This window comes from Kribbella sp. NPDC050470 (assembly GCF_044458365.1).
Lineage (GTDB): Bacteria > Actinomycetota > Actinomycetes > Propionibacteriales > Kribbellaceae > Kribbella.
Map to the genome: position 1 here is coordinate 106,873 of NZ_JBITHV010000004.1, position 25,586 is coordinate 132,458.

Consider the following 25,586-nt stretch of genomic DNA (forward strand, 5'->3'; position numbering starts at 1 on the left):
CGACCATGAGTGCGCAGCAGCCGCCCGTCCTCTATGCGATCGTCACTGGGTCTCCTGCGGCGAGGGATGTCGGGAAGTTGGTGGATCTCGCGCAGGCCGATGGGTGGGAGGTGTGTGTGATCGCATCTCCCAACGGGCGTCAGTTCATCGATGTCGACGCGTTGGCGGCGAAGACCGGCCATCAGGTGCGTAGTTCGTACAAGGATCCTGATGCTCCGGATGTGCTGCCGGCCGCGGACGCGATGATCGTTGCTCCGATCACCTGTAACAGCTTGGCGAAGTGGGCGGCGGGCATCTCGGACACGTTGCCGCTGGGGCTGCTGGTCGAGGCGGTGGGGAAGGGGCAGCCGGTGGTCGCGATGCCGTTCTCGAACTGGGCGCAGATCGGATTTCCTGCTGTGCAGGAGGCGATGGCGAAGCTGTCCGGCTGGGGCGTGACGGTGCTGGTCGGCGACGAGGTCTACAAGCAGCACGATCCCGGGACGGGGGAACGGTACATCCACCTTTTTCCTTGGCAGCTTGCCTGGGATGCGCTGCTGGCTCATCCAGCCGGCCAGAACACGCGGGAGGCACCGTGAACCGGTGGGCTTGAACAGGCTATTGCGTGTTCAAGCGCGCTGGACGGTGTGCGGGCCAACGACTCGTGACCACTGTGGTCCACGCGTCGGCGACGCTGCGGGGTCAGACCATGGTCAGTTCTTTTGGTCGTGGAGGTCGGGGCGGTGGGTGGGGGTTGTGATGTCTACGTCGATGGGTTGGGGCTTGGTGGGGGCGGTGAGTTTGCCGGAGGTGGCGGGGAGGTTGAGTTTGGAGCCGGCGAGGTCGATGTCGATGGTGGCGCCGGTGTCGTTGGGGCTGGTCCACTCGGTGTCGCTGAGGGTTACGGCGAGGCCGAGGATGCGGCCCTTGGGGATGACCTCGTCCTGGGCGCGGAGGGGGACGGTGACGGTGGTCCACTGGCCGGGGGTGAGCGGGGTGGGCTTGCTCAGGGACTTGCTGTGGGCGGCGTCGATCCAGCCGCGGGAGACGATGCCGTGGTCGGTTTCGGTGGTGAGCTTTTCGACCGTGTAGTAGCAGGCGTCGTCGTACGACGTGCTCTCGCCTTCACACGTGCTGTCGTCGGTACGGCGGATCCCGGAGAACCGCTCGGCCTCGCCGTACTCGATCAGCCGGGCAGTGATCGGCGTGGTGGTGGAGTCGGCCTTGATCTTCAGCGTGACGGACGCGCTGCCGCTGATCCGGATCGGGGCGGGCAGCGGTGCGGACAGGAACATCTGCCGGCCGGCGATCACCTCGGACGGATCGGAGACGATGTCGTCCTCGGTCAGCTCCGGGTCGTCGGTGACGGTGACCGTTCCCTTGCCGGGAGCACCTAGTTTGCCGGCGGACAGCGGGACGCCGACGGTGCGGTTCACGGCCGGCCAGGTCTTGTAGTCGCGCCAGACGTCGGGGGCCGTCTCGATCGAGGCCATCGGCTCCTTCATGACGCCGTTCTGCAGGCCCTGCAGCCAGTAGTCGAACCACTTGTGCAACTCGTCGACCCACTTGTCCCGCCGGAACTCGAACGGGTCGACGTGGTCTTCGAGGCCGAGCCACAGCTTGCGCGGCACCTTGTTCTTGGCGAGTGCGGTCCACCACTGCGAGAAGTGGTTGGTCTGCACGTTGTAGTCGCTCAGCCCGTGCGTGATGAAGACCGACGCCTTCACCTTGGACGCGGTCCGCAGGTAGTCCCGCTCGGCCCAGAACGACGTGTAGTCGCCGGTCTCGTCGTCGTCGTTGTCCCCGAGGTCCGCGCGGACGGCGTCGCAGGCGGGCGAGTCGTGGCCGACATAGCTGCCGAGCCACGGCATGTAGTCGTCGGAGTACGGCACGCCGCCGGAGCGGGTGTAGTCGTACCAGGAGGAGATCGCGGAGATCGGGACGATCGTCTTCAGGCCGTTGACGCCGGTCGCGGCGACTCCGTTGGCCAGCGTGCCGTCGTACGACTTGCCGATCATGCCGACCGCGCCGCTGGACCAGGTCGCCTCGACGTCCTGGCCGTCCGCGGTGTGCGCGGTGTTGCGGCCGTTCAGCCAGTCGATCACGGCGACGACGGAGTCGATCTCGTCCTTGCCGCCGACGTCGCCGCAGCCGGTCGACCGGCCGGTGCCGACGATGTCGACGCCGACCACGGCGTACCCGCGCGGGACGAAGTAGTTGTCGTAGAACAACGGCATCTTCTGGATGACGCCGTTCTCGTCGTACGTCTTCTTCTCGCTCTCGTTGCCGCGGCCGCAGCAGGAGTAGTACGGCGACGCGTCCATGATGACCGGGATCCGCAGGCCGGACTGGTCGGTCTCCCGGGGCCGGACGATGTCGACGGCGACGACGTCGTTCTTGCCGTCGGAGTCGGTGTCCATGTTGGTGTCGACGTAGACGGACTCGCGCAGCGCGTCGGAGTAGTCGTAGATCGGCTGCGTGCTCTTGTGCGCGGCATCGACGTACGGCGGCGCCCCTGGGGCCCCCGCGGATGCGCCGGGAGGCGGCGCACTGGGGTCGTCCGGCATCCGAGCAGCCGTCGCGGTACCGGTGACGGTACCCAGGCTGAGCACGGTGGACGAGACCAGGATCGTCACCCTGGCGCGGACGGTCGTCATGGCTGGGAAGGCTAGTCACTCCGGAGGTCCAACGCCAGGTTCTGCCGAGATTGGCAAGCACTTCCCTGCCACACAGAGTAGTGATGGACTGGTTCCGATAAGGTGACGGCCACCACCCAGGGGGAGCGTACGGAAGGGTAGGCCAGTGAATCTGCGAGCACCGGTGACATTGCTGGACGTGGCGCAGCGCGCGGGTGTGTCGGTCGCGACCGCTTCCCGCGTGCTCAACGGCGGGGACCGGGTTCCCCGTCCTGAGCTGCAGGAACGGGTCAAGGCCGCCGCGGACGAGCTCGGGTACACGCCGAACGCGCAGGCCCAGGCGCTGGCCAAGTCGTCGACGAACGTGGTCGGCATCCTGGTGCACGACATCGAGGACCCGTACTTCGCGGCGATCGCGAACGGGGTGATGCGGGCGGCCGACGAGCGCGGTCTGCTGGTGATGATGGCGAGCACATTCCGTGACGCGGATCGCGAGATTGCTTACCTCTCGTCGCTGCGGGCCCAGCGGGCCCGGGCCGCGGTGATGATCGGCAGCCGGCGGACCGATCCCGACAGCCTGGCCCGGACGGCGAACGAGGTCGAGACGTTCCTGAACTCCGGCGCCGGCCTGGCGCTGGTCAGCCAGTCCGGGATGCCGGCGCACACCATCGAGCCGGACAACCGCTCCGGCGCGGCCGAGCTGGCCCGGTCGCTGGTCGGCCTCGGCTGGCGGAAGTTCGCCGTACTCGGTGGGCCGGACACACTGGCGACCGCCAAGGACCGGCGGGAGGGTTTCGTGGCCGGGCTGGCGGAGGCCGGGCTGCAGCCGGTCGCGGTCGAGGCCGGTGAGTTCACCCGGGACGGCGGGCACGCGGCCGCCGGGGAGCTGCTGGACCGCAAGGTCGACGTGGACTGCGTGTTCGCGGTGAACGACGTGATGGCGGTCGGCGCGATGTCCGCGTTGCGGGCGCGCGGAGTCGACGTACCTAAGGATCTCGGGGTGGCCGGGTTCGACGACATCGCGACGCTGCGGGACGTGTGGCCCGGGCTGACCACGGTCCGGCTGCCGCTGGAGCAGATGGGCCGCCGGGCGCTCGAGCTGGCCATCGAGGGCGGCGAGGCGACCACCGAGACGTTCAAGGCCGAGGTCGTCCTGCGGGAGAGCACCGCCCGGGCCTGAGGGGGGCTGGGGACTCTGAAATATGCTCACGGGGTGACCGTCTCCGAGATCTTCGACGCGTCGGCCTGGAAGCAGGTGGACGGGTTCGACCTGACCGACATCACCTACCACCGTGCGGTCGACGCCGGGGTGGTGCGGATCGCGTTCGACCGGCCCGAGGTGCGCAACGCGTTCCGGCCGCACACCGTGGACGAGTTGTACCGGGTGCTCGACCACGCGCGGATGTCGACCGACGTCGGCTGCGTGCTGCTCACCGGCAACGGCCCGTCGCCGCGCGACGGCGGCTGGGCGTTCTGCTCCGGCGGCGACCAGCGGATCCGCGGCAAGGACGGTTACAAGTACGCCGAGGGGACGACGGCCGAGTCAATCGACCCGGCCAAGGCGGGCCGCCTGCACATCCTCGAGGTGCAGCGGCTGATCCGCTTCATGTCGAAGGTGGTCATCTGCGTGGTCCCGGGCTGGGCCGCCGGTGGAGGGCACAGCCTGCACGTGGTCGCTGACCTGACACTGGCGTCGGCGGAGCACGCGCGGTTCAAGCAGACCGACGCGGACGTGGCGTCGTTCGACGGCGGGTTCGGGTCGGCGTACCTGGCCCGGCAGGTCGGGCAGAAGTTCGCCCGGGAGATCTTCTTCCTCGGTGACGAGTACAGCGCCGAGGACGCCTACCGGATGGGCATGGTGAACAAGGTCGTGCCGCACGCCGAGCTGGAGGCGACGGCGCTGGAGTGGGGCAAGAAGATCTGTGCCAAGTCGCCGACCGCGCAGCGCATGCTCAAGTACGCGTTCAACCTGATCGACGACGGCCTGGTCGGCCAGCAGCTGTTCGCCGGCGAGGCGACCCGGCTGGCCTACGGCACCGACGAGGCCGCCGAGGGCCGCGACTCCTTCCTGGAGAAGCGCCCGGCCGACTGGTCGCCGTACCCGTACGCCTTCTGATCTATCTTTAGCCGGCAGCGGACGACTCGAGCGGCCGGATGCTCGTCGCTTCCGCGAAAGCCCAGGTGTCCGTGTACTGCTGCCACCGCACGACCTTGCCGTGCTCGATGTCCCAGACATGGACGACCTGCACGTTCAAGTCCCGGCCCGTGGGCTGCACAGTGGCGGTGTAGCGCCCTTGCATGACGACCGTGTCACCGCAGGCGTGCAGGCGCTCGACCTCGATCCGGAACGTGTCCCCGAACAGTTCGGGGAAGCGGGCGAACACTCGAGCCACGATCTGATCGTGGCCGTAGATCGGTTCACCCGGCCACAGCGTCACGTGCTCGGCCTCGTTCCATTCCACCTGCGGATCGAGCATCCCCAGCATCTCAGGCAGGTCACCGCGCGCGAATGCGTCGTAGATCGTGCGCACCAAGTGAGTCTGATCGGACATGGCTCCCCCTCCTGACCGCCACCCCAGCGGTACCCCGGCGTGAATGCGCCGTCCTTCGAGTGTCGACCCGGGTGCCGGTGATTTGAAGGTCTCGCCTCTGCCTGCCGTCGTTCATAACAGTGATGGCTGAGTAATTCTCAGAGACTTCTGTGCGAAGTCGTGACAGTTCGCGGTAGGAGGCTTACGGTCGGGCGGTATGGACAACCTCTCCCGGCGTGGGTTGCTCAGTGGTGCCGGCGCGGTTCTCGCCGCCGGTGCGCTGGGCACATCCACCGCCTCCGCCCGCCCGGTCCGTAGTCTCGGCCTGCCGCCGACGAAGCGCTTCTCCTTGGACGGCCCGGGTGGTGAACTCTTCCGCGGCAAGCCGCTGGCCGACGTCACCGTCATGCAGTCGCTCGCGTTCGACGGGCTGAACCAGCGGCTCTACACCGGCCAGCTACGGTCGGGCAGGCCGGGCACGAGTGGCGACCTCACGCTGACCCAGTTGAGCCTGACCGGCGAGGTCCTCGGGCGGATGTACCTGCTCGGGTTCGGCCATTCTGTGTCGATCGGCGCCGAGTCTGTCGGGCGTACGACGTACCTCTGGACCGAGACCGACGTGGATACGGCCAACGGGCGCGGGCGGCAGATCGCCCGCTTCCGGTGGCAGAACGGGCTGACGTTGACCAAGGACTCACCAGGACTGCGGAAGTGGAAACCGGTGGAGGCGGGCAGCGTGTTCACGCCGTCGGTGGACCAGCGCTACGACCGGCTCGGTGTGCGCTACTCGTTGCCGGACGGCATGCACATCAACGTGTACTCGCTGGCCGCAGCGCGGGCGGGCAACTTCTCGAACCCGCTCGTGTCCTTCAAGCAGCCGGCGATGACGGCCGGAATCGACTTCCAGGGCTGGGCGCTCCACGGCTCGTACGCCTACCTCTGGGAGGGCGAGGCGTACGCCGGGGCGCCCGATCCAGCGTTGGCGACGTCGAAACTCTGGTGCTACGACATGAACTCCGGCCAGGTCGTCGAATCGGCTCGCGTCCTGGACGCCCCGGACCTCACCCACCGCGAGGCCGAAGGTGTCGGCGTCTACACCGACCCCTACGGCCGCTCCCGCCTCTGCTTCGGCTTCGCCTCCGGAGTCGCCGGCGACCGCCGAGCCAACCTCTTCTACCGCAGCCGACTCATCTGACACCACGATCCCGTTCGTTGCCTCCTGCAACGGCAACGGTCATAGCCCCGGCTACCTTTCTTACTGGGCGACGCCGTAGAGGCGGTCGCCGGCGTCGCCCAGGCCACTACTTCTGACAACTTCTTTCTTTCTTTCTTATTGCGCAACGCCGTACAGCCGGTCGCCGGCGTCGCCCAGGCCGGGGACGATGTAGCCCTTGTCGTTCAGGTGGGAGTCCATGCCGGCGATGACGAGGTTGCACGGTACGGCGAGCTCGGCCAGTTCGCGCTCGATCCGCTCGACGCCTTCGGGGGCGGCCAGCAGGCAGATCGCGGTGATGTGGTCGGCGCCGCGGTCCACCAGGAACTGGATCGCCGCGGCCAGCGTGCCGCCGGTCGCCAGCATCGGGTCGAGCACGTAGCACTGGCGCCCGTGCAGGTCCTCCGGCAGTCGCTCGGCGTACGTCGACGCGGTCAGCGTCTCCTCGTTCCGGATCATCCCGAGGAACCCGACCTCCGCGGTCGGCAGCAGCCGGCTCATCCCCTCCAGCATGCCGAGACCGGCGCGCAGGATCGGCACCACGAGCGGCTTCGGCGCAGTCAGCTTCACGCCCTCCGCCTCAGCGACCGGGGTCTGGACAGTGACCGGCCCGGTGCGGACGTCCCGCGTCGCCTCGTAGGCGAGCAGCGTGACGAGCTCCTCGGTCAGCCGCCGGAAGGTGGGCGAGTCCGTGCGCTCGTCCCGCAGCGCGGTGAGCTTGTGGGCGACGAGCGGGTGGTCCACGACGAGGATCTGCATGGCCGGAACGGTACCGTCGGCGATTCGCGGCGGGAAAGCGCGCTCGCTGCCAGACTTGAAAGTGCACCGGATATGCCCTGCTCGCCCCAACAGGAGCACGCCGATGACCGAGAGCGCCGGTAAGTCGCCCGATCAGCTGGACCGGCTCCGCCGGCGTGCCGCCTTCCTGCGGGAGTTGGAGGAGGCCAAGGCGCTCAGAGACCGGATCGCGCCGCGCCGAGCCCGGGTCCGGCAGCTCCGGGAGGCTATGCGCAGAGCGACGTACCATCACTGATGGTTAGGGGTACTGATGACCGGGGCGGTGGGGTGGGAGTAAGCATCTGATACCGCGTCGAAACCCGAAAACCTCCCGTGCGGGGCGCTTCTCTGCGACGATGAACCGGTGTCTGATGCCACGGCAGGGCCGATGACCACCGACCTCGACTTCGCGGTAGCCGCCTACACCGAGGACGGAGTCTGGAACGTCACACCGCTGGTGCTGCGCGGTGAAGCCGACCTGTCCACCCTGGTGTCCGCGCTCCGGCGCTACCCGGGTGAGGCCGGCGTGCTGGGGATGATCTCGGTCGACGAGGACTTCTTCGTCCTGCTCCGGGTGATCGGCGGCCGGGCCCGGCTGCTGATCTCCGACGTCACCGCGGCCACCGAGTGGCCGCTGGCCCGGCAGGTGGTCGACGAGCTCGACATCCCGCTGGCCGATGACGACGACGAGCAGGTGCCGGCCGGTGACCTGGCGATCATCGCCGACCTCGGGATGAGCGCGATGGACCTGGGCGCGCTGTGCGACGACGTCGACCTCTACCCCGAGGAGATGCTCGAGGAGATCGCCGAGACGCTTGGGTTCGGCAACCAGTTCCACGAGGCGATCGAAGCCGTTGGTTAGCCCGGCGGTGCAGCGCGAGTGGGCGCGGCTGATGACGCTCGCGCTGGCGGAAGGCGAGAAGGCGCTTCCGGACGTGCCGATCGGGGCGGTCGTGGTGGACGCCGACGGCGCGGTGATCGGCCGCGGTCACAACGAGCGGGAGACCACCGGCGACCCGACCGCGCACGCCGAGATGGTCGCGATCCGGGAGGCCGCCCGGCACGTCGGCGAGTGGCGGCTGACCGGCTGCACGCTGGTGGTCACGCTGGAGCCCTGCACGATGTGCGCGGGCGCGATCGTGCTGTCCCGGCTGGAGCGGCTGATCTTCGCGGCGTACGACGAGAAGGCCGGCGCGGTGGGGTCGCTGTGGGACGTGGTCCGGGACCGCCGGCTGAACCACCGGCCCGAGGTGATCGGCGGCGTGATGGCCGACGAGGCGGGTGCGCGGCTGCGCGATTTCTTTATCGGGCACAGACCTTGATAAGGTCACCGGCGGTGGCGTGTCCGAGCGGCCGAAGGAGCGCGCCTCGAAAGCGCGTGACGGGCAACCCCCGTCCGAGGGTTCAAATCCCTCCGCCACCGCCATGCGATTGGATGGTTCCGCACGGAGTGTGGGACCATCCAGTCGCATATCAAGTGCTGTGGGATTTGGGAGGAGCCTGCGACGGTTCCCTCCGCCACCGCCAACCACCCTTTAGGGTGGAGCACGACCGGAGACCCTGATGCTGTGTGATGCGTCAGGGTTTTCGTCTCTCGGGACCTGATGCGGGAGAGGGCCCCACGTGGACGTTGCGGAGCTGGACCGGATTCTGCTGGCCGGGGCGGCCGTGCTGCTGGTCGCGATCGTCGCGATCCGGCTGACCGGGCGGCTCGGGCTCCCGTCGCTGCTCATCTACCTGCTGATGGGCCTGCTGCTCGGCGAGGCCGGGCCAGGTGGGATCCAGTTCGAGAACGCCGAGCTCGCGCACGCCCTCGGGTTCGCCGCGCTGGTGGTGATCCTGACCGAGGGTGGCCTGACCACCCGGTGGAACGAAGTCCGGCCGGTGATGCCGCTGGGCGTCGTACTGGCCACGGTCGGGGTCGCGGTCAGCGTGGGGGTCGTCGCCTGCGTGGCGCACTACGTCCTCGGGCTGGACTGGCAGACCGCCGTACTGATCGGAGCGGTCACGTCACCGACCGACGCGGCGGCCGTGTTCTCGGTACTGCGGAGGGTGCCGATCAAACCGCGGTTGCGGGGGGCCCTGGAGGCCGAGTCCGGTCTGAACGACGCTCCGACCGTGCTCCTGGTCACCCTGGTCAGCACCGGCGAGGTCGGCGAGAAGGGCCTGCTGTACTTCTCCGGCCTGGTGATCTACGAGCTCGTGGTCGGCGCCCTGTTCGGGTTCCTGATCGGCTGGGTCAGCGTCGGGGTGATCCGCCGGGTCGCGCTCGGCTCAGCCGGCCTCTACCCGCTGGCCGTCCTGTCGGTGGCGATCATCTCGTACGCCGGTGGCGCCGTACTGCTGCACGTGTCGGGGTTCGCCGCCGTCTACGTGACCTCGCTGATCCTCGGGCGGGCCGAGTTGCCGCACCGGATGGCGACCCGGTCGTTCGTGGACGGGATCGCCTGGCTGGCCCAGATCGGGCTGTTCGTGATGCTCGGGCTGCTGGCCTCGCCGGACCGGATCGGGTGGGACGACGTCGGAGTCGCGCTGGTGATCGGGATCGCGGTGACGGTGGTCGGCCGGTTCGCCTCGGTGGCGGTGTCGGCGGCGCCGTTCCGGATGCCGTGGAACGACCAGGCGTTCATCTCCTGGGCGGGGCTGCGCGGGGCAGTCCCGATCGTCCTGGCGACGATTCCGCTGGCCGAGGGGGTTCCGAACTCGGACCGGGTGTTCGACGTGGTCTTCGTGCTGGTGCTGCTGTTCACGCTGCTCCAGGGCCCGTCGCTGCCGTGGGTGGCGAAGCGCCTCAGGGTCCTGGACGAGAACGCGGCGTACGAGGTGGACATCGACGTGGCGCCGCTGGAGTCGCTCGGTGCCGACATGCTCCAGGTGCACGTGCCCAGCGAGTCCCGCCTGGCCGGTGTCGAGATCGGCGAGTTGCGGCTGCCGGGCGGGGTCTCGGTCTCGCTGGTCATCCGCGGCGACCGCGCCTTCGTCCCCGACCTGCGGACGGTGCTCCGGGCCGGCGATTCACTCCTCGTGGTCGCACCCAGCCCGCTCCGGGACCAGGCTGTACGGCGGCTCCGCGCCGTCTCCCGGGCCGGCCGCCTGGCCGGCTGGTTCGGGGAACGCGGCCGGGAACCCCGCTGATCAGTTCGGGTTCTGGCCCGAGGGGATCGGCTGCGGGGTGTGGATCACCGGGAGGCAGACGGTGGAGTCCGGCGGGACGGTGACCGAGGCCGGCCCCTTCGGCTTGAGGGAGGTGTAGCCGCCGCCGACGACCAGGTCGACGGTGTGGTCGGTACGGCCGTCGCCGATGATCAGGGCCGTCTGCCGGAGCTGGCCGGCCAACAGCAGCAGCTCGGGGGAGTTGTCGGCCGAGCCGCGGATCGCGACGACGTCGATCTTGTCGCCCTTCGGCTCGTTGGCGATCTTCGCGACGTGGAATCCGCGCTTCCTCAGCACCTCGGCGACCGCGGCCGCCGTCCCCGCCTTGGCGCCGCCGTTGTAGACGTTCACCACGACCTGCTTGGGCACCAGCCGGTTGTTCGGCAGCTTCTGCTCGACGCAGGTCGGTTCGGCGCTGCTGTTGATCAGCGAGTTCCAGCCCCACCAGGCGCCGCCGACCAGCATCCCGAGCAGGATCACCATCGTGATCGGCGTCCGCCAGCGGATACGTGAGTGCGGCCGCGGTTGCGGATGGATCGCGGTCATCGGCTCAACCCCCCGTGAGCAGCCATGTTTCAGTCCACGACCAGGACCCTGGCGTGTAGTACCGAACGCTGCTGCAGCGCGGCCCGGAGGGCCCGATGCAGCCCGTCCTCGAGGAACATCTCACCCTTCCACTCCACGACGTGCGCGAACAGGTCGCCGTAGAAGGTGGAGTCCTCGTCGAGCAGCGCGTTCAGATCGAGGGTGCCCTTGGTCGTGACGAGCTCGTCCAGCCGCACCTGCCGTGGCGGCAGCGACGACCAGTCCTTCGGCTTGAGCCCGTGGTCCGGGTACGGCCGTTCCTCCCCGACGCGCTTGAAGATCACCCCTCGAAGTCTAGCGGGGGAACGGGTCGTGCGAGAGGTCGTGAATGTCACCGGAACAGACCGGAGTGGCGGCACAACCTTTTGGGCACGATCAGCGTCACTAGGGGCAAGGAGAGGTGGGGCGTCTCCGCGCGGCCCACGGATTGGGGGGTAAACCGCATGCGAATTCTTTCCAAACTCGGCGTCGCCGCGGCCACCGTCACGCTGGTCGCGGCCGGTACGGCGCTGCCGGCCGACGCGATCACCGTGACCCAGGCCAAGGCCGCCCAGACCCGGCTGAACAAGCTCGGCTGCGCCGCCGGCCCGGTGGACGGCCGGATCGGCTCGATGACCAAGGCCGCCACGGTCCGGTTCCAGTCCGCCAACCGGCTCAGCCAGAACGGTTCGCCGACCGGGACGACGTACACCCGTTTGATGGCGAGTACGGCGAAGCGCTGTGACGTCCGCCCGGTCCCGGCCCGGTCCGGCAGCGGCCGCCGGATCGTCATCAGCCAGTCGCAGAACTGGGTCTGGCTGATCGATGCCCGCGGCAAGGTCGTCCGGCAGGGCGGGATCATCGACAACCCGCGGTACCTGCGGGCCGGGACGTACACCAGCGGCTCGAAGTGCGGCCGGGCGGCCCGGATCCGGAGGAACACCGACGGCGGATCGCTGTACCTGAACAACTTCGTCCGCTTCGCCCCGTGCGGGATCGGTTTCCACCAGATCCCGACCTACAAGTCGAACGGCCGGCAGATCCACGCCGACTGGCTGCTCGGGACGAACTACAAGGTCTCGCACGGCTGCATCCGGGTGTCGGCCTCGATGTCGGCGACGATCTGGTCGTTCACGGCCAAGTCGGTCCGCGTCGTCGTGATGCGCTGATCGGGGTGCAGGCCGACAGGACGTGTACTTCCATTGCCGGCCACTCCCGGTCTGAGCCGAGCGGGGAACCGGCCGTGACCGGCGGACACCTCCTGTCGAGCCGCACCACCTCGAAGAAGCACTAGCATGCGCAGCGGGTAGTTCCGTCAATCGGGGAAAGGCACGCTGACATGGCCGAGAATGCCGACGTCGTGGAGACCGTCAAGCAGGGGTACGCGTTCGAGGGGGCTGCGATCGAGCTCGGCGCTCTGCTGGCCGGGGACGAGCCCAAACCCGACGCGGCGGTCCGGATCCCGCTGTCGATGGTGAACCGGCACGGCCTGGTCGCAGGCGCGACCGGCACCGGCAAGACCAAGACGCTGCAGCTGATGGCCGAGCAGTTGTCCGCCGCCGGGGTCTCGGTGTTCGCCGCCGACATCAAGGGTGACCTGTCCGGCATCTCGCAGCCGGGGCAGGAGAGCGAGAAGCTGCTGGCGCGGACCAAGACGATCGGCCAGGAGTGGACCGCGACCGGGTTCCCGACCGAGTTCTACGCGCTCGGCGGCCGGGGCACCGGCGTCCCGATCCGGGCCACCATCACGTCGTTCGGGCCGGTGCTGCTGTCCAAGGTGCTCGGGCTCAACGACGTCCAGGAGTCCTCGCTCGGCCTGATCTTCCACTACGCCGACAAGCAGGGCCTGACGCTGCTCGACCTGAAGGACCTGCGCTCGGTCATCACGCACCTGACCAGCGACGAGGGCAAGGCGGACCTGAAGGAGCTCGGCGGGCTGTCCGCCGCGACGGCCGGCGTGATCCTGCGGGCGCTGATCGGGTTCGCCGACCAGGGTGCCGAGGCGTTCTTCGGCGAGCCCGAGTTCGACACCGCGGACCTGATGCAGGAGCGCGACGGCAAGGGCGTCATCTCGCTGCTCGAGCTGCCGAACCTGCAGGACCGGCCGGCGCTGTTCTCCACCTTCCTGATGTGGCTGCTGGCCGACCTGTTCGACGACCTGCCCGAGGTCGGCGACGTGGACAAGCCGAAGCTGGTGTTCTTCTTCGACGAGGCGCACCTGCTGTTCAACGACGCGTCGAAGGCGTTCCTGGAGTCGATCGCGCAGACCGTCCGGCTGATCCGGTCGAAGGGGGTCGGCGTCTTCTTCGTCACCCAGACGCCGAAGGACGTGCCGGACGAGGTGCTCGCGCAGCTCGGCTCCCGGGTGCAGCACCAGCTCCGGGCGCACACGCCGAACGACGCCAAGGCGCTGAAGGCGACGGTGTCGACGTTCCCGAGCTCGTCGTACGACCTGGAGGAGGTGCTCACCCAGCTCGGCATCGGCGAGGCGGTCGTCACCGTCATGAACGAGAAGGGCGCGCCGACGCCGGTCGCGTGGACCCGGTTGCGGGCGCCGCTGTCGCTGATGGCGCCGGCCACCGCCGAGCAGCTGACCGCCGCCGTGCAGGCGTCGCCGAACAACGCCAAGTACACCGAGATGATCGACCGGGAGTCGGCGTACGAGAAGCTCGCCGCCAAGGTGCAGGCCGGGGCGGAGGCGGCCGAGGCCGAGAAGCAGGCGCAGGAGCAGGCCAAGCCCGCGCCGGAGCCTCGGCAGCGGGCGCAGAAGCAGGAGAAGTCGATGGTCGAGCAGGTGATCGGCTCGTCCGCCTTCAAGCAGTTCGCGCGCTCGGCCGGGCGGGAGATCGTCCGCGGCCTGTTCGGGGCGGCGCGGCGGCGGCGCTAGGGATTCAGCGCTCGGGATTTACCTGTCCTGCAAGGGATTCCGGCGTTTGATCCTTGATCAAACGACTGAATCATCAACCAGTGTCCATCGTTCCCACATCGTCATCCACAGCGCGCCGCCGCCGATTGGGACGAGACGCCGACTCGTCGTACGGTGTTACGCGATGGTTGCGCAGAGTAGGCGAGCGATGCGGCAATGGGCGCTGTGGACCCTGACGGTCCCGGCGTTCGCTGTTGTCGTGCTCGTCGACCTCGCCGCTGTCGGGTACGCGGTGCAGGCCTTCACCGGCCTGCCGAGCTGGCACGGCCTCGACGTGGTCTTCGCGCTGATCGCCTCGGCGCTGATCGCGGTCGAGGGCGCGCGCCGGGTGGAGAATCGGCGCCGGCGCGGTGGTGCGCTGCACAAGGACCTCGCCCCGGCCTGGATGATCGCGGCCGCCATCGTGCTTCACCCCGCGCTGGCGATCCTGGTCGCCGTACTGCTCCGGATCTGGTGGCGGATCCGGGCCGGCAAGTGCATTCCGTACCGCTGGGCCTTCTCCACTGCGGTGCACGTGCTCGCGGTCGGCTCCGCGCACGCCGCCTTCACCGCGGTGGGCGGCCTGACCGGAGGCGGCGGGCTGGGCCTGGTCGTGTCGATGGTCGCGGCCGGGATGGCGTACGTCGTCACCGACACCGTGCTCTGTGGTCTGGCGATCTCGCTGATCCTCCCGGGCAGCAGTTGGCGGGAGGCGTTCGGCGGCATGGACGACCTGTGCACCGACGCGACGGCCGCGACGCTCGGCTGCCTGCTTGCTGCATCCTGCCTGGTCAGCCCCTGGTTCGCGTTCGTGGCGATCCCGATCACGCTGACCGCGCAGCGGGCGCTGCTGCTCACGCAGCTCGAGTCCGAGGTGCAGACCGACCCGAAGACGAGCCTGACCCGGGTCGACTGGTGGCGCCGGCGGACCGAGGAGATGCTGCGCGCCGCGCGGAACCAGAACGAGCCGATGGCGGTCCTGCTGATCGACATCGACCACTTCAAGCAGGTCAACGACCGGCACGGCCACCTGGTCGGCGACGAGGCGCTGCGCGCGGTCGCGACCATCCTGCGCAGCGCGATCCGGGCCAAGGACGTGATCGGCCGGTTCGGTGGCGAGGAGTTCGTGATCGCGCTGCCGGAGACCGGCCTCGACGACGCGACCGTGACCGCGGACCGGCTCCGCAACGCGGTCGCCGCGAGCCCGCTGGCCGCGATGTGCGCGGGCGTCCTGGACGACCCGGAGCTCGACCCGGACACCTTCCAGCTCACCGTCTCGATCGGCGTCGCCGTCTACCCCGCCGACGGCATCACCGTCGACGACCTGCTGCTGCGGGCCGACCGCGCGATGTACGCCGCCAAGGCCGCCGGTCGCAACCGCGTCCGCCTGGCCGCGGACGTCGTACCTCCGCCGCGTCCCCTGCCGACGCCGGTGCCCGCTCCCATGGACCGCCCGACGGACCGCGATGCCGCCCCGGCCGACCACGCGGTGGCCACCGGGGCCGCGGCTCCCACCGATCGCAGCTGATCCGGCAGAACCTTTCGGCCGGGTACGGCGTCCTGTGTGTGAGGGCTGCAGGACGGAGAGGGCATGGCGAGTCCGGGGAGTCGTGACGACGACTTCACCGCCTTTGTGCTGGCCAGGTCCGCGCGGTTGGTGCACTTCGCGCGGATGCTCTGCGGCGACGCCGAACTCGCGGAGGATCTGGTCCAGACGGCGCTGGAGAAGGCCTACCTGCGCTGGGAGCGGATCGAGATGGCCGACCCGTTCGGCTACGTCCGGCAGGCCGTCGTCAACCAGCACCTGTCCTGGGTACGGCGTCGTCCCTGGCGCGAGCGGCCGAGTGGCGACGCGGTGGAACTCGACCAGTACCTCGATGCGTCGGTGGCCGACCCGGCCGGCGCGGTGGCCCGCCGGGTGGCGATCGGCGCCGCGCTGGCGACCCTGACCCGGCGCGAGCGGACGGTCGTCGTACTGCGGTACGTCGAGGATCTGACGGAGAAGGAGACCGCCGCCGTCCTCGGGGTCGCGGTCGGCACGGTGAAGAGTGCGAACGCCCGCGCGCTGGAGAAGTTGCGCACGGCTCCGGAGTTGAGCGGCCGGTACGTAGGAGAACGAGCATGAACGACGAGCGGAGAGTCACCCCCGAGGACGACCTGCGGGCCGCCCTCGCGCCGGACGACACGATCACGCCGCTCGACCCGGCCCGGGTGATCGCGGGCGCACGCCGCCGCCGGAAGGTCCGCGGCCTCGCCACCGCGGGAGTCGCGTCGGCCGCGGTGCTCGCGGTTGCGGCCGGCGGACTCCTGGCCAGCGACTGGACCCTCGGCACCTCGCCCGAGCCCGCGGACCCACCCCTGGTCGTGTCGACCGAGCCGACGCCGACGCCGACTGTGCGGCCGACACCGCTTCCGACACCTTTGGTGCCGACGCCGTCGAGTCTGACGCCCGGGTCGACCATCACGTCCGGATCAAGCGTGACCACACCCGGGCCCACCGCGTCCGACCCGCCGACCCAGGGAAGCGCCAGTACGCCGACGGTGACGAGTTGCCTGCTGGCCTCGGCCGGCGAGCCTGCCCCCGGGCCGGCCGCCAAGCAGCGCGGCATCCTGGACAGCAGCCTCATCGTCGTTGCTGACAGCAACTACTGGATGGCCTGCGACACCACCTTCCGGACGATGCCGTCGGCGCGACGGCCGGCCGAGCTGCAACGGCCGGCCGTGCAGGACAACGACGCTTTCGCGGTCGCGAACAACGTCATCGAGACCGCAGCCGGTCACCGGGACTACTTCTGGGCAGCAGGGATGCTGCCCGCCGGGGTCGCGACCGTGCGGTACAGCTTCGTCGACGGCGCGGTCGTGGATGCCAAGGTCAGCAACGGTTTCTGGATGATGCGGCACGTCTCCAGCCGGCCGCCCGGCGCCCACGACCTGGGCGATCGCGTCCGAGTGCAGTTGCTCTCGCCGACCGGCGCCGTACTGAACGACGTCCGGTTGAACTGGGGGACGCAGACCTGCGCCCAGATCACGCACGGCTGCTGAGACAGAACCTTTCCGGCCGTCGCGGGCGTCCTTCAGCCCGAACCGACCGGACGAAAGGGCAATGATGATCGAACAGGACCGGAAGCGGCGGATGGTCAGAGTGCTGGTGAGCGGACTCGCCGTCGCCGCGGTGGCCGGTGTCGCAATCGCCGGTACGGCGGTGGCTCGCAACCGGGACTCGTCAGCCGACACCGCGGCCGCGGGCGGGTCGGACACTCCGGCCGTCGCCACGCCGAGCCCGGCCGGACTGGAGACTCCGGCCCCGACCCCGAGCAGCCTCGCAACCCCGGTGCCGAGGCCGACACCGACTCGTGCTGCGCCGACGCCGAGCCAGATCCCGAGCTCCGTCGGGGTGCACAAGCCGATGCCGACAAAACAGGCCGAGCAAGCGCCGCCGGCCGACCCGGTCGCCGCCTGCAAGAGCTGGCTGAAGCAGGTCGCCGCGGAACGAGGCGAACCCGTGCCTGGCTCCAACGCCAAGGTCGTCGCCCAGCTCAACGGCGCTCCCGGCACCGTGCTGATCCTTGCCGACAGCAAGTACTGGGCCGGCTGCGACACCGCCTTCGCCCGCAACGGCGGCGGCGAAGGCTCGATCCGGCAGCCCGCAAAGATCGCCAAGCCCGCGCCCGGTGACGCCGAGGCATTCGCGGTCGCGAACAACCTGATCTCGATCAAGGGCAAGCAGTACGAGTACTACTGGGCCGCCGGCCAGCTGCCGTCGAACGTCGCGAAGATCTCCTACACCTTCCCCGACGGCAAGACCACCCAGGCCGTCGTCAAAGGCAACTACTGGGTGATGCAGCACCAGACCGCGACGCCCTGGAAGGAAGGGTCCGCCGAAGGACCGCAGATCCAGGTCATTCTGTGGGCGCCGAACGGCCAGCCGCTGCGGAACTTCATCCTCACCTGGGGCGAGGACACCTGCGCCCAGATCAGCCACGGCTGCTGAGAGTTGCGAACCGCCAGGCCATCACAATCGCCGCCTCGGGCGATCCGCACGCGGCAGATCACGCCGGAGGCGCGATTGTGATGGCCTGGGCGTTCAGCAGGCGCCGAAGGTCCCTGCCGAGACCCACGCCTTCGCGACATACATCCCGGGGTGCACGCGGAGCCAGATGTTGCTGGTGCCCTGCGAGCCGGTGACGCTCTGACCGGTCGTCTGGCACTCGACGGTCACCTGCGCGGACTTGCCCGCCATCCCGACGATCGCGCCGGAGGAGCTGGCCGCGTTCCGCACGTTGAGGTAGCCGGACGAGATCGACACCGTGCCGCGGCCGCCGTCTCCGGTCCACAGGTAGGTCACGTCGACCCAGGCGTTGTTCGTCAGCGCGAGCCCGTCCCAGAACGTCCCGTCCGCAAGGTCGATACCGGCCGGGTTCGCGACCGTCCGGCCGAACTGGTCCTTGCCGCCGTTGTACCCGTCCTGGTACGCCGCCTGCGCTTCGGGCTTGCCCTGGGGCAGGTCCTTCCACATCTCCCGGGTGGCGCTCGGGTTCCAGTAGTCGTCCTTGGTGTTCCACGGGCCGACGTCCCACACCGGCTCGAAGGCGCACCGCGACGCCGTGCAGACCTTGACCGAGTAGGTGCCGGAGCCGTTCGCGGACAGTCCGCGGCGGGACGGCAGTGCGACGAAGTGGTCGCGGTTCACGATCACGTGGCCGTTGGCCGTCGTACCTCCGACCAGGCCTTCGCGGGTGGCGAAGACGCGGGACTTCAGCGGTGCGGCCTGGATGCTCATCCGGCTCGGGTCGACCTTGTCGGTCGGCTGAACCGTCACGTCGCCGACCCACGGGCTGCCGCCGGCCGGTGGGGCGCTGACGACGATCCGCAGTTGGACCTGGTCACTGGCACCGGGCAGTGCGGTCGGCGTACCGGACTTTGCCGGGGTCCACTCGGTCCACTTGTCCTTGACCCAGGCCCGTACGTCGACCTCCGCCGACGAACCGTCCGGCGTACCGGACGTGTAGCCGACGACGACGGCCGAGGTGGCGGCGTCGAAGCGGACCGGCGTGAGCTCGGCGAGACCCGAGCGTTGCTTGATCTCGCTGGAGCCGATGGCGGCCGGGGCGTCGCCGAGGATGATCCGGCTGCCTTCGACCTTCACGTTGCTGGATCCGGCCACGGGCTGGGCCGTGACGGCGACCGGATCGGTCGGGGCAGCGGTGCTTTGCAAGGTGGCGGTGAAGATCGCGAGCGTCGCGGCCAGAGCGGCCGTGAGCTGCGCACATCGGGTGATACGCATGGGCGGTTACCTCCGGGGCGGTGAAGGTGTGCTGCGCTTCTCGACCCAATGTGACAAATCAACCTGGCTTCTGTACAGCCCGTCAATAAATTTCTTCGCTGGAGTTGGTGTACGGACAGAACCTGATCGATCACCCAGCGGGTTTGGACCGGTGTGACAAAGGCAGAGGAGATTCGATGACCCGGACCGCGGACGCCGACTTCGAGCGCTTCGTGTTGGCGCAGTCGACCCCCTTGCTCCGCTTCGCGGAGATGCTGTGCGGCGATCGGCACACCGCCGAGGACCTGGTGCAGCAGGCGTTGATGCGGTCCTATCCGAAATGGCACCGGCTGGACGGTGACCCGTTGCGCTACGTACGCCGGGTCCTGGTCAACCGGTTCCTCTCCCAGTCCCGGCGGCGCTGGAACAACGAGGTTCCCAGCGACCCGGTGGTCAACGACTGGGACCAGCGAGCGGTGGCGGACTTCGCCGGTGAGGTCCAGACCAGGGAGGCCGTGCTCTCGGCGCTCGCCGGTCTGACCGTGCGGGAGAGAGCCGTGGTCGCGCTGCGCTACTCGCAGGATCTCTCCGAGGCCGAGACTGCCGAGCTGCTGGGCCTGGCGGCCGGGACCGTGAAGAGCACGGCGTCCCGCGCCCTGGCCAAGTTGCGGCTGGCACCCGACCTGATCGAAACAGGAGTTGGAGGACACTGATGAGTGACGAGCAGCGGGTACGCAGCGCTCTCGAGTACGACCTGGAGCCCTGGCAGCCGAACGCGTCCGAGCTGATGCGGCGCGGCAAGCGGCTGGCCTGGCTCCGCCGTGGACTGGCCGCGGCGGGCGTCACCGCCTTGGCCGGAACCGTTGCGACGGTGTCCGCCGCGGTCGGCGGGCCCACCGCCGCCAAGAACCTGCTGGCCGGCGACGGCAAGCCGTCGGTGCCGGCCGTCGTTCCGGCCGAGACCCCGACGCCGTCGGTCGACCCGACCTGCCTGCCGGGCAAGCCGGCGTTGCCGAAGGCCACCATCTCGGTGCACAAGACGATCGACCCCAACCAGCAGCCCTCGGTCCCGGCCAAGCCGACCGTGCCGTCGGTGAAGCCTTCGCTGCCGGGGACGAAGCCTTCGCTGCCCGGGACGCCGAGCATCCCGACCAAGATGCCGACGCTGCCGCAACGTACGCCGTCCGTGCCGCCGAAGCCGAGCCTCCCGACGGGCAAGCCGTCGATCCAGGCCGGTCAGCCGAGCATCCCGGCCAAGACGCCGACGTTGCCGGGCACGCCGTCGGTCCCGACCGGGAAGCCGAGCCTGCCGGCCAAGCCGACGCTGCCGTCTGTGCCGACGACCAAGCCGTCGCTGCCGTCGGTGGCGGTCCCGAGTGAGCTTCCGTCGGCCAAGCCCTCGGTGCCGGGCAAGCCGGTCGCGACGCCGACCCTGCCGGACTGCGTGCACGGCGTGCCGTCCGAGAAGCCGTCCGCGCCGGCGCCGAAGCCGACCCTGCCGGGCAAGCCGTCGCTGCCGACGCCGAGCGCCAAGCCGTCCGCGCCGAAGCCGGCCGTGCCGACCGTCACGGTCTCCGGCGGTGTGAAAATCACCGTCGACCCGGGCAAGCAGCCGTCGTACCCGACGACCAAGCCGTCGTTCCCTACCACGAAGCCGAGCATCCACACGGAAACCCCGAGCTTCCCCACCGGTCTCCCCTCCTCAAACCGGTAGGGCACCCCGGGTGGTCACCGGCGGGTAGGCGAATGCGAGTCCCTACTCGCCGGTGACCCCATCCGCGAGTTCGCGGACCACGTCGAGATGGCCGGCGTGCCGCGCGTACTCCTGGAGCACGTGGAAGAGGATCCAGTTCACCGTCGGCCGTTCCTCGCCGAATCGGCCGCCGGTCGCAGCACGGGTGGCGGGATCCACCCCGGTCACCAGGCGCCGGGTGGTCTCGCCACCCTCGTGCAGCCGAGCGATCAGCCCGGCCAAGGTCTCGTCGGGCCGGACCGACCAACGGCCGTCCGGGTCGCCGCCGGAGTCACCCCACGGCTCGTCGACCTGCTCGGCGTCGAATCCCCAGCGCAGCCAGCGCCGTTCCATGAACACCAGATGTTTCAGCAGCTCCAGCGGCGACCAGCCCGACGGCAGCCGGCTGGACGTCAGCTCGGCGTCGCTCATCCCGGTCAACTTGGCCTCGATCACCCCGCGGTAGAAGTCCAGGAACCCGAGGTGCAGCTCGATCGTGTCGCCGACCTCCTGCGGCGGTGGCTGCGTCACGAGAGCCCTCGCAGGAACTCCGCGGTCGGCTCGTCGGCCGGATAGAACGACTCGATCATCAACTCCGACACGGTGACGTCGAGCGGCGTGCCGAAGGTCGCGATCGTCGTGAGCAGCGACAACTCGTGTCCCTCGAGCCGGAGATTCATCGGTACGACGACCTCGGCCGGCCCGGGCTGCACCGGTTTGTCAGCGGCGGCGTACCCGCGCAACTCGTCGTACAGGTCCTGGAGCTCGGGATCCGCCGTACTGGAGACCTGGCGTTGCAGGCTGGCGAGAGCCGCGGCGCGGACCTCGGCCAGGTTGGTGAGCCGGCGGGCCAGGCCGTCCGGGTGCAGGGTGAGCCGGAGTGCGTTGATCGGGGCCTTGAGCAACTGTTCGTCGACGTCGGCGGTGAAGATCCGGATGCCGGCGTTGTGCTCGACGATGTTCCACCAGCGGTCGACCACGAGCGCCGGGTACGGCTCGTGTGCCTTCAGCAGGCGACGAAGCGTCGTACGGATCGCCAGCATCGACGGCGAGTGCAGGGACGCCTCGCTGTAGATCGGCGCGAAGCCACCGGCGAGCAGCAACTGGTTGCGGTCCCGCAGCGGTACGTCGAGGTGCTCGGCCAGCCGGAGCACCATCTCGCGGCTCGGCTTCGACCGCCCGGTCTCGACGAAACTCACGTGCCGGGTGGACACCTCGACCCGGTTCGCGAGCTCGAGCTGACTCAGCCGGCGGCGCTCCCGCCAGCTGCGCAGCAGCTCGCCCACCGGGCGCTGGAACGTCTCCTCGATCGTCACTGCCATGCTCCGACCGTAGCCGGTGGGGTGGTCGCCGCCATTACCTCCGGCGTCATCGACCGGGTACGACGTCCGGCGGCAGGGTTCTGGTCATCAGGAGATTCCGACTCAGGAGGACACACCATGAGCACCCTTGCCGACCAGTACTTCGCGATGTGGAACGAGGCCGACGCCGACCGCCGGGCCGCGCTGATCGAGGCGAACTGGGCCACCGACGGGACCTTCGTCGACCCGAGCTTCGAGGCCACCGGCCACGACGAGCTGAACAAGCTGGTCGGCGGCGCCCAGCAGATGTTCCCCGGCCTGGCCTTCGTCCGCATCGGCGAGATCGACGAGCACCACAGCTACCTGCGCTGGACCTGGCACCTGAAGGCCGAAGGCCAGGAGCCGGTCGCCGGCGGGACCGACATCGTGCTGCTGACCGCCGACGGCCGTATCCAGCAGGTCATCGGGTTCCACGACTTCGCCCCGGCGCACTGACGTCAGAACGCCGAGATCAGGCGGGCGCAGCGGACGGGGTCCTCGGTGAGGCCGTTCGAGAGGCCCCAAAGCCAGTAGTCGACGGCGCGGAAGACGACCCAGTTGCGAGCGCGGTCCGGGTCCAGGGCGGCCTCGCGTACGGCGATGTCGAAGTGCGCGACGATGTCGGTCATCTCGTCGAGGCGGGTCCATAGCACCCGCGCGAGGTCGTACGCGAGGTCGCCGCGCATCAGGACCGGGTCGACCGTCAGCCAGTCCTCGCGCGTCCCGGCGAGCACCTGGTCGGAGTGCAGGTCGCCGTTGACCGCGAGGTCCGATGCGGTCTCGGCGAGCTGCGGCGCAACGGCGAGCGCCTCGCGCAGGATGCCGGCGTCGAACGGCCGGTCGTGCCGTTCCCACTCGGCCTCCAACTCCGCCGCCCGCCTGGTCACCACGTCGGTGGTGTGAAGCGCGTGCTCGGGCGCCGGCACCGCCAGCCGTCGCATCAGTTGCCCGAGTACGGCGACCGCCTCGTCCACCGGCCTGGTCGCCAACGGCGTCGACAACCGCTCCAGCAGCATCGCGCCGGCCTCGACGTCGACGTCGTACATCAGGACCATGCCCCGCCCGTCCCACCATGCCAGCGCCTGCGCCAGCTCCTCGACCTCACGCCCCGGCGGCGACATCCGCAGTACCCGATCTGCCCCGACCGGCACCACGATCGCGTTGGACCCGTACGCAACCTCCCCACTCACCGCCACTCCCCAAGCCGCACACTGCCGCTCCACCGCCCCCGGCAACCCACCCAGCCACTCCGCCCCCTCCCGCCACCACCGCGGCATCCCCAAAAACCCCTCAGGCAGCTCGATCATCTGCCCCAAGCTAGCCCGGGGCAGATCGGTCTGCCCCTCAATCAGCCCTGTCCGCCCGGCGGTCGGCGGACGATGATGTGGGGCATGGGCGGAGATGGGTTGCAGTTCGACACGGGGATTTCGCGGCAGATGGAGGTGGTGTACACCGCGCCGGACGTGGTGGAGCAGCGGCGGGTGGTTCGGGCGGCGTTGGCGTTGCGGCCGGGGGATCGGGTGCTGGACGTGGGGGTCGGGCCGGGGTTGCTCGCGGCCGAGATGGCGCCGGAGGTCGGGCCGGACGGGCGGATCTGCGGGATCGACATCAGCGACAGCATGCTGGCGATCGCGCAGACGCGCGCCGAGGTTCCGGGTGGGCCGCGGATCGAGCTCGAGCCGGGGTCGGCGACGAGCATCCCGCACCCGGCGGAGAGCTTCGACGTGGTCGTCTCCACCCAGGTCTTCGAGTACGTCGACGACGTCGCCGGCGCGCTGGAGGAGGTACGACGGGTGCTCCGGCCGGCCGGTCGCGTCGTACTGCTGGACACCGACTGGGACTCGGTGGTGTGGCGGTCGAGTGACGACGCCCGGATGCAGCGCGTGCTGACCGCGTTCGAGGAGCACCTGGTCGATCCGCATCTGCCCCGCACGCTGGGCGACGTACTCGAGAAGAGCGGTTTCACGCTCACCCACCTGCAGGTGGTGCCGATGCTGAACGTCGGGTACGACGCGCACTCGCTGAGCGCGGGCCTGATCGACATCATCGCCGAGTTCGTGTCCGGACGGGCCGGGGTCGGCGCGGACGAGGCACGCGCGTGGGCCGATGACCTCCGGACGCTCGGCCCCGGCTACTTCTTCAGCCTGAACCGCTACCTGTTCGTCGCGTCCGCACTCTGAAAGAGGTCCGAACTCGGCGGGCGCACCCTGGGGATACGCCCGCCGGGGCCGGTCGTTCTCCCGCCCCTCAGAGGGAGAACTCGCGGCTCGGTGAACACCACCCATGCCCGAATGGCACTGACCGAACCGCGGGACCACCTACAGGTACCCCAATGGGGGCGAATCATACATACCGGCGCGCAGATCCGCCCGAGATCTTCACATTCATCGAACCTTCGCTGCCCGGCAGAACGTTTCCCCCGACCCCGTGCCGCCCTACGCTGTACGGCGATTCCGTGACCGGGGGAGGCCACGGGACGTGACCGGGGGAAGGATGAGGCATGTCGAACCTGTTCGACGACGAGTTGACCGACGACGACCTGGACGACTTGGAGGCGCTCGGCGCCGCGGAGGACGCGGAGCTGATTCTCGCAGCGTTCCCGGCCGAGGAGTCGGCGGATGCCTGAAGCAAGGATCGTCTGGCGTGGCAAGCAGCTGAACAAGCGGACCGCGGCGATGGTCGAGGCCGCGGAGAAGCTGTACAGGTCGAAGTTCGCGATCCTGCAGGGGTCGTACAACGCCGGCGGCGTGACCGCGTCGGCCGGCACCCATCACGGCGGCGGCGCGGTCGACATCGACGTCGCCTCGAAGAGCACGGCGCAGCGGCAGGCGGTCGTGAAGGCGCTGCGGCAGGTCGGGTTCGCGGCCTGGCTGCGGACGCCGGCGCAGGGCAACTGGCCGTACCACGTGCACGCGATCGCGGTCGGCGACAAGGACCTGTCCCGGGGCGCGGCGCACCAGGTCGCGGAGTACCGGCGCAAGCGCAACGGGCTGGCCGACCGGGGCAAGGACGACGGCCCGGCCGGGTACTACGGGATGACCTGGGAGCTGTACCTGAAGGCGCACCCGCCGGCCCAGCCGGTGCCCGACTCGACCATCTCGCTCGGCGCGATGGCGCATGCGCGGACCCACGACGTGATGACCGGCGAGTGGGGCGCGGACCGGGCCCGGGTGATCGCCTGGGCCGCGCACCCGAAGGTGGGCGCGATCACGAAGGCGGAGACGGTGCCGCCGAAGGGCGTGCCGTGGCACCTGCACTTCCAGCGGGTGATCCGCAAGGTGCAGCTGCACTTCGAGCTCGAGGTCACCGGGGTCTTCAACTCCGCCGTCGCCGCGGTGATGACGCGCTACGGCTACAAGATCGTCGCCTGACCTCCGCATCCAACGGCAAGGCCCCACCGGTAGCAGCCGGTGGGGCCTTGTTTGGTCCACTACCGCCCGGGCATCCCCGGTGCAGCTGTGGAGGTGGAGAGCGGAACCGACGCCGATGCAGG

29 protein-coding genes and 1 tRNA gene are annotated in these 25,586 nt (G+C 69.6%); 21 read left to right on the forward strand and 9 right to left on the reverse strand.

Translation table 11 applies throughout. The annotated features are described in order from the left end of the window. Positions 1-5 precede the first annotated feature (5 nt). Positions 6-578: a flavoprotein gene (locus tag ACIBGM_RS12470; RefSeq protein WP_396385454.1), complete on the forward strand. Its 573-nt coding sequence runs from the start codon at positions 6-8 to the stop codon at positions 576-578. Between the two features lie 114 nt (positions 579-692). Here ACIBGM_RS12470 and ACIBGM_RS12475 read toward each other — a convergent pair whose 3' ends face one another. Beyond that, positions 693-2,636: a Xaa-Pro dipeptidyl-peptidase gene (locus tag ACIBGM_RS12475; protein WP_396385455.1), complete on the reverse strand. Its 1,944-nt coding sequence runs from the start codon at positions 2,634-2,636 to the stop codon at positions 693-695. 145 nt (positions 2,637-2,781) lie between these two features. On the opposite strand from ACIBGM_RS12475, the gene ACIBGM_RS12480 reads away from it, so the two are divergent. Continuing rightward, complete coding sequence (locus ACIBGM_RS12480; protein WP_396385456.1) at positions 2,782-3,795, forward strand: LacI family DNA-binding transcriptional regulator; 1,014 nt, start codon at positions 2,782-2,784, stop codon at positions 3,793-3,795. A 33-nt stretch (positions 3,796-3,828) separates the two neighbouring features. Then, positions 3,829-4,731 (forward strand): 1,4-dihydroxy-2-naphthoyl-CoA synthase, encoded by a 903-nt coding sequence (locus tag ACIBGM_RS12485; protein WP_396385457.1) that lies wholly within the window; start codon positions 3,829-3,831, stop codon positions 4,729-4,731. 7 nt (positions 4,732-4,738) lie between these two features. On the opposite strand, the gene ACIBGM_RS12490 is transcribed toward ACIBGM_RS12485, so the two are convergent. Beyond that, positions 4,739-5,167: a nuclear transport factor 2 family protein gene (locus ACIBGM_RS12490; RefSeq protein ID WP_360519344.1), complete on the reverse strand. Its 429-nt coding sequence runs from the start codon at positions 5,165-5,167 to the stop codon at positions 4,739-4,741. 196 nt (positions 5,168-5,363) lie between these two features. Between ACIBGM_RS12490 and ACIBGM_RS12495 the strand changes: the two genes are divergently transcribed. Further along, complete coding sequence (locus tag ACIBGM_RS12495; protein WP_396385458.1) at positions 5,364-6,341, forward strand: hypothetical protein; 978 nt, start codon at positions 5,364-5,366, stop codon at positions 6,339-6,341. A 135-nt stretch (positions 6,342-6,476) separates the two neighbouring features. On the opposite strand, the gene upp is transcribed toward ACIBGM_RS12495, so the two are convergent. Further along, complete coding sequence (upp, locus tag ACIBGM_RS12500) at positions 6,477-7,118, reverse strand: uracil phosphoribosyltransferase (RefSeq protein ID WP_360519338.1); 642 nt, start codon at positions 7,116-7,118, stop codon at positions 6,477-6,479. 103 nt (positions 7,119-7,221) lie between these two features. Between upp and ACIBGM_RS12505 the strand changes: the two genes are divergently transcribed. The 5 genes from ACIBGM_RS12505 (at position 7,222) to ACIBGM_RS12525 (ending at position 10,271) form a co-directional block, all read left to right on the forward strand. Beyond that, positions 7,222-7,392 (forward strand): hypothetical protein, encoded by a 171-nt coding sequence (locus tag ACIBGM_RS12505; RefSeq protein ID WP_360519335.1) that lies wholly within the window; start codon positions 7,222-7,224, stop codon positions 7,390-7,392. Positions 7,393-7,500: 108 nt separating this feature from the next. Then, complete coding sequence (locus tag ACIBGM_RS12510) at positions 7,501-7,998, forward strand: tRNA adenosine deaminase-associated protein (RefSeq protein ID WP_360519332.1); 498 nt, start codon at positions 7,501-7,503, stop codon at positions 7,996-7,998. 31 nt (positions 7,999-8,029) lie between these two features. Then, positions 8,030-8,458, forward strand: coding sequence for a nucleoside deaminase (locus ACIBGM_RS12515; RefSeq protein ID WP_360519329.1), 429 nt, complete (start codon positions 8,030-8,032; stop codon positions 8,456-8,458). A 13-nt stretch (positions 8,459-8,471) separates the two neighbouring features. After that, a tRNA-Ser gene (locus tag ACIBGM_RS12520) sits at positions 8,472-8,562 on the forward strand. A 197-nt stretch (positions 8,563-8,759) separates the two neighbouring features. Further along, the gene (locus tag ACIBGM_RS12525; RefSeq protein ID WP_360519326.1) at positions 8,760-10,271 is read left to right on the forward strand and encodes a potassium/proton antiporter; all 1,512 of its coding nucleotides are present in this window, start codon (positions 8,760-8,762) and stop codon (positions 10,269-10,271) included. On the opposite strand, the gene ACIBGM_RS12530 is transcribed toward ACIBGM_RS12525, so the two are convergent. Further along, positions 10,272-10,835 carry a LytR C-terminal domain-containing protein gene (locus tag ACIBGM_RS12530; protein ID WP_360519323.1) on the reverse strand — a complete coding sequence of 188 codons (564 nt, stop codon included), beginning with the start codon at positions 10,833-10,835 and terminating at the stop codon, positions 10,272-10,274. Between the two features lie 29 nt (positions 10,836-10,864). Next, positions 10,865-11,158, reverse strand: coding sequence for a type II toxin-antitoxin system VapB family antitoxin (locus ACIBGM_RS12535; RefSeq protein ID WP_132149481.1), 294 nt, complete (start codon positions 11,156-11,158; stop codon positions 10,865-10,867). A gap of 159 nt (positions 11,159-11,317) precedes the next feature. On the opposite strand from ACIBGM_RS12535, the gene ACIBGM_RS12540 reads away from it, so the two are divergent. The 6 genes from ACIBGM_RS12540 (at position 11,318) to ACIBGM_RS12565 (ending at position 17,749) form a co-directional block, all read left to right on the forward strand. Next, positions 11,318-12,022 (forward strand): peptidoglycan-binding protein, encoded by a 705-nt coding sequence (locus ACIBGM_RS12540; RefSeq protein ID WP_396385460.1) that lies wholly within the window; start codon positions 11,318-11,320, stop codon positions 12,020-12,022. 170 nt (positions 12,023-12,192) lie between these two features. Continuing rightward, entirely contained in the window at positions 12,193-13,740 is a 1,548-nt protein-coding gene (locus tag ACIBGM_RS12545) for a helicase HerA-like domain-containing protein (RefSeq protein WP_396385462.1), read from the forward strand. Positions 13,741-13,903: 163 nt separating this feature from the next. Next, complete coding sequence (locus ACIBGM_RS12550; RefSeq protein ID WP_396385464.1) at positions 13,904-15,286, forward strand: diguanylate cyclase; 1,383 nt, start codon at positions 13,904-13,906, stop codon at positions 15,284-15,286. Positions 15,287-15,349: 63 nt separating this feature from the next. After that, on the forward strand, positions 15,350-15,883 hold the full coding sequence (locus ACIBGM_RS12555; RefSeq protein WP_360519311.1) for a SigE family RNA polymerase sigma factor: 534 nt from the start codon (positions 15,350-15,352) through the stop codon (positions 15,881-15,883). After that, positions 15,880-16,800 (forward strand): hypothetical protein, encoded by a 921-nt coding sequence (locus ACIBGM_RS12560; protein ID WP_396385466.1) that lies wholly within the window; start codon positions 15,880-15,882, stop codon positions 16,798-16,800. The genes ACIBGM_RS12555 and ACIBGM_RS12560 overlap by 4 nt, the downstream gene beginning before the upstream one ends. Positions 16,801-16,864: 64 nt before the next feature. Next, positions 16,865-17,749, forward strand: a complete 885-nt coding sequence (locus ACIBGM_RS12565; protein WP_396385467.1) for a hypothetical protein — start codon at positions 16,865-16,867, stop codon at positions 17,747-17,749. Positions 17,750-17,842: 93 nt separating this feature from the next. On the opposite strand, the gene ACIBGM_RS12570 is transcribed toward ACIBGM_RS12565, so the two are convergent. Further along, positions 17,843-19,042 carry a hypothetical protein gene (locus tag ACIBGM_RS12570; RefSeq protein WP_396385469.1) on the reverse strand — a complete coding sequence of 400 codons (1,200 nt, stop codon included), beginning with the start codon at positions 19,040-19,042 and terminating at the stop codon, positions 17,843-17,845. 176 nt (positions 19,043-19,218) lie between these two features. Here ACIBGM_RS12570 and ACIBGM_RS12575 point away from each other — a divergent pair, with 176 nt between their 5' ends. After that, a complete protein-coding gene (locus tag ACIBGM_RS12575) occupies positions 19,219-19,734 on the forward strand; it encodes a SigE family RNA polymerase sigma factor (protein ID WP_396385470.1) in 516 nt (171 codons plus the stop codon). After that, a complete protein-coding gene (locus ACIBGM_RS12580; protein WP_396385472.1) occupies positions 19,734-20,735 on the forward strand; it encodes a hypothetical protein in 1,002 nt (333 codons plus the stop codon). Before ACIBGM_RS12575 ends, ACIBGM_RS12580 begins: the two co-directional genes overlap by 1 nt. Before the next feature lie 42 nt (positions 20,736-20,777). Here the strand turns inward: ACIBGM_RS12580 and ACIBGM_RS12585 are convergent, their stop codons facing one another. Further along, positions 20,778-21,284 (reverse strand): DinB family protein, encoded by a 507-nt coding sequence (locus ACIBGM_RS12585; protein WP_396385474.1) that lies wholly within the window; start codon positions 21,282-21,284, stop codon positions 20,778-20,780. Then, entirely contained in the window at positions 21,281-22,075 is a 795-nt protein-coding gene (locus ACIBGM_RS12590; protein WP_396385475.1) for a helix-turn-helix domain-containing protein, read from the reverse strand. The genes ACIBGM_RS12585 and ACIBGM_RS12590 overlap by 4 nt, the downstream gene beginning before the upstream one ends. A gap of 117 nt (positions 22,076-22,192) precedes the next feature. On the opposite strand from ACIBGM_RS12590, the gene ACIBGM_RS12595 reads away from it, so the two are divergent. Further along, the gene (locus tag ACIBGM_RS12595; RefSeq protein ID WP_360519287.1) at positions 22,193-22,549 is read left to right on the forward strand and encodes a nuclear transport factor 2 family protein; all 357 of its coding nucleotides are present in this window, start codon (positions 22,193-22,195) and stop codon (positions 22,547-22,549) included. 2 nt (positions 22,550-22,551) lie between these two features. Here the strand turns inward: ACIBGM_RS12595 and ACIBGM_RS12600 are convergent, their stop codons facing one another. Continuing rightward, the gene (locus tag ACIBGM_RS12600) at positions 22,552-23,283 is read right to left on the reverse strand and encodes an aminoglycoside phosphotransferase family protein (protein ID WP_396385477.1); all 732 of its coding nucleotides are present in this window, start codon (positions 23,281-23,283) and stop codon (positions 22,552-22,554) included. A gap of 201 nt (positions 23,284-23,484) precedes the next feature. On the opposite strand from ACIBGM_RS12600, the gene ACIBGM_RS12605 reads away from it, so the two are divergent. The 3 genes from ACIBGM_RS12605 (at position 23,485) to ACIBGM_RS12615 (ending at position 25,464) form a co-directional block, all read left to right on the forward strand. Then, the gene (locus ACIBGM_RS12605) at positions 23,485-24,273 is read left to right on the forward strand and encodes a methyltransferase domain-containing protein (protein WP_396385478.1); all 789 of its coding nucleotides are present in this window, start codon (positions 23,485-23,487) and stop codon (positions 24,271-24,273) included. A gap of 320 nt (positions 24,274-24,593) precedes the next feature. Beyond that, positions 24,594-24,719, forward strand: coding sequence for a hypothetical protein (locus ACIBGM_RS12610; RefSeq protein ID WP_396385479.1), 126 nt, complete (start codon positions 24,594-24,596; stop codon positions 24,717-24,719). Beyond that, entirely contained in the window at positions 24,712-25,464 is a 753-nt protein-coding gene (locus tag ACIBGM_RS12615) for a hypothetical protein (RefSeq protein WP_396385480.1), read from the forward strand. Before ACIBGM_RS12610 ends, ACIBGM_RS12615 begins: the two co-directional genes overlap by 8 nt. Positions 25,465-25,586: the final 122 nt, after the last annotated feature.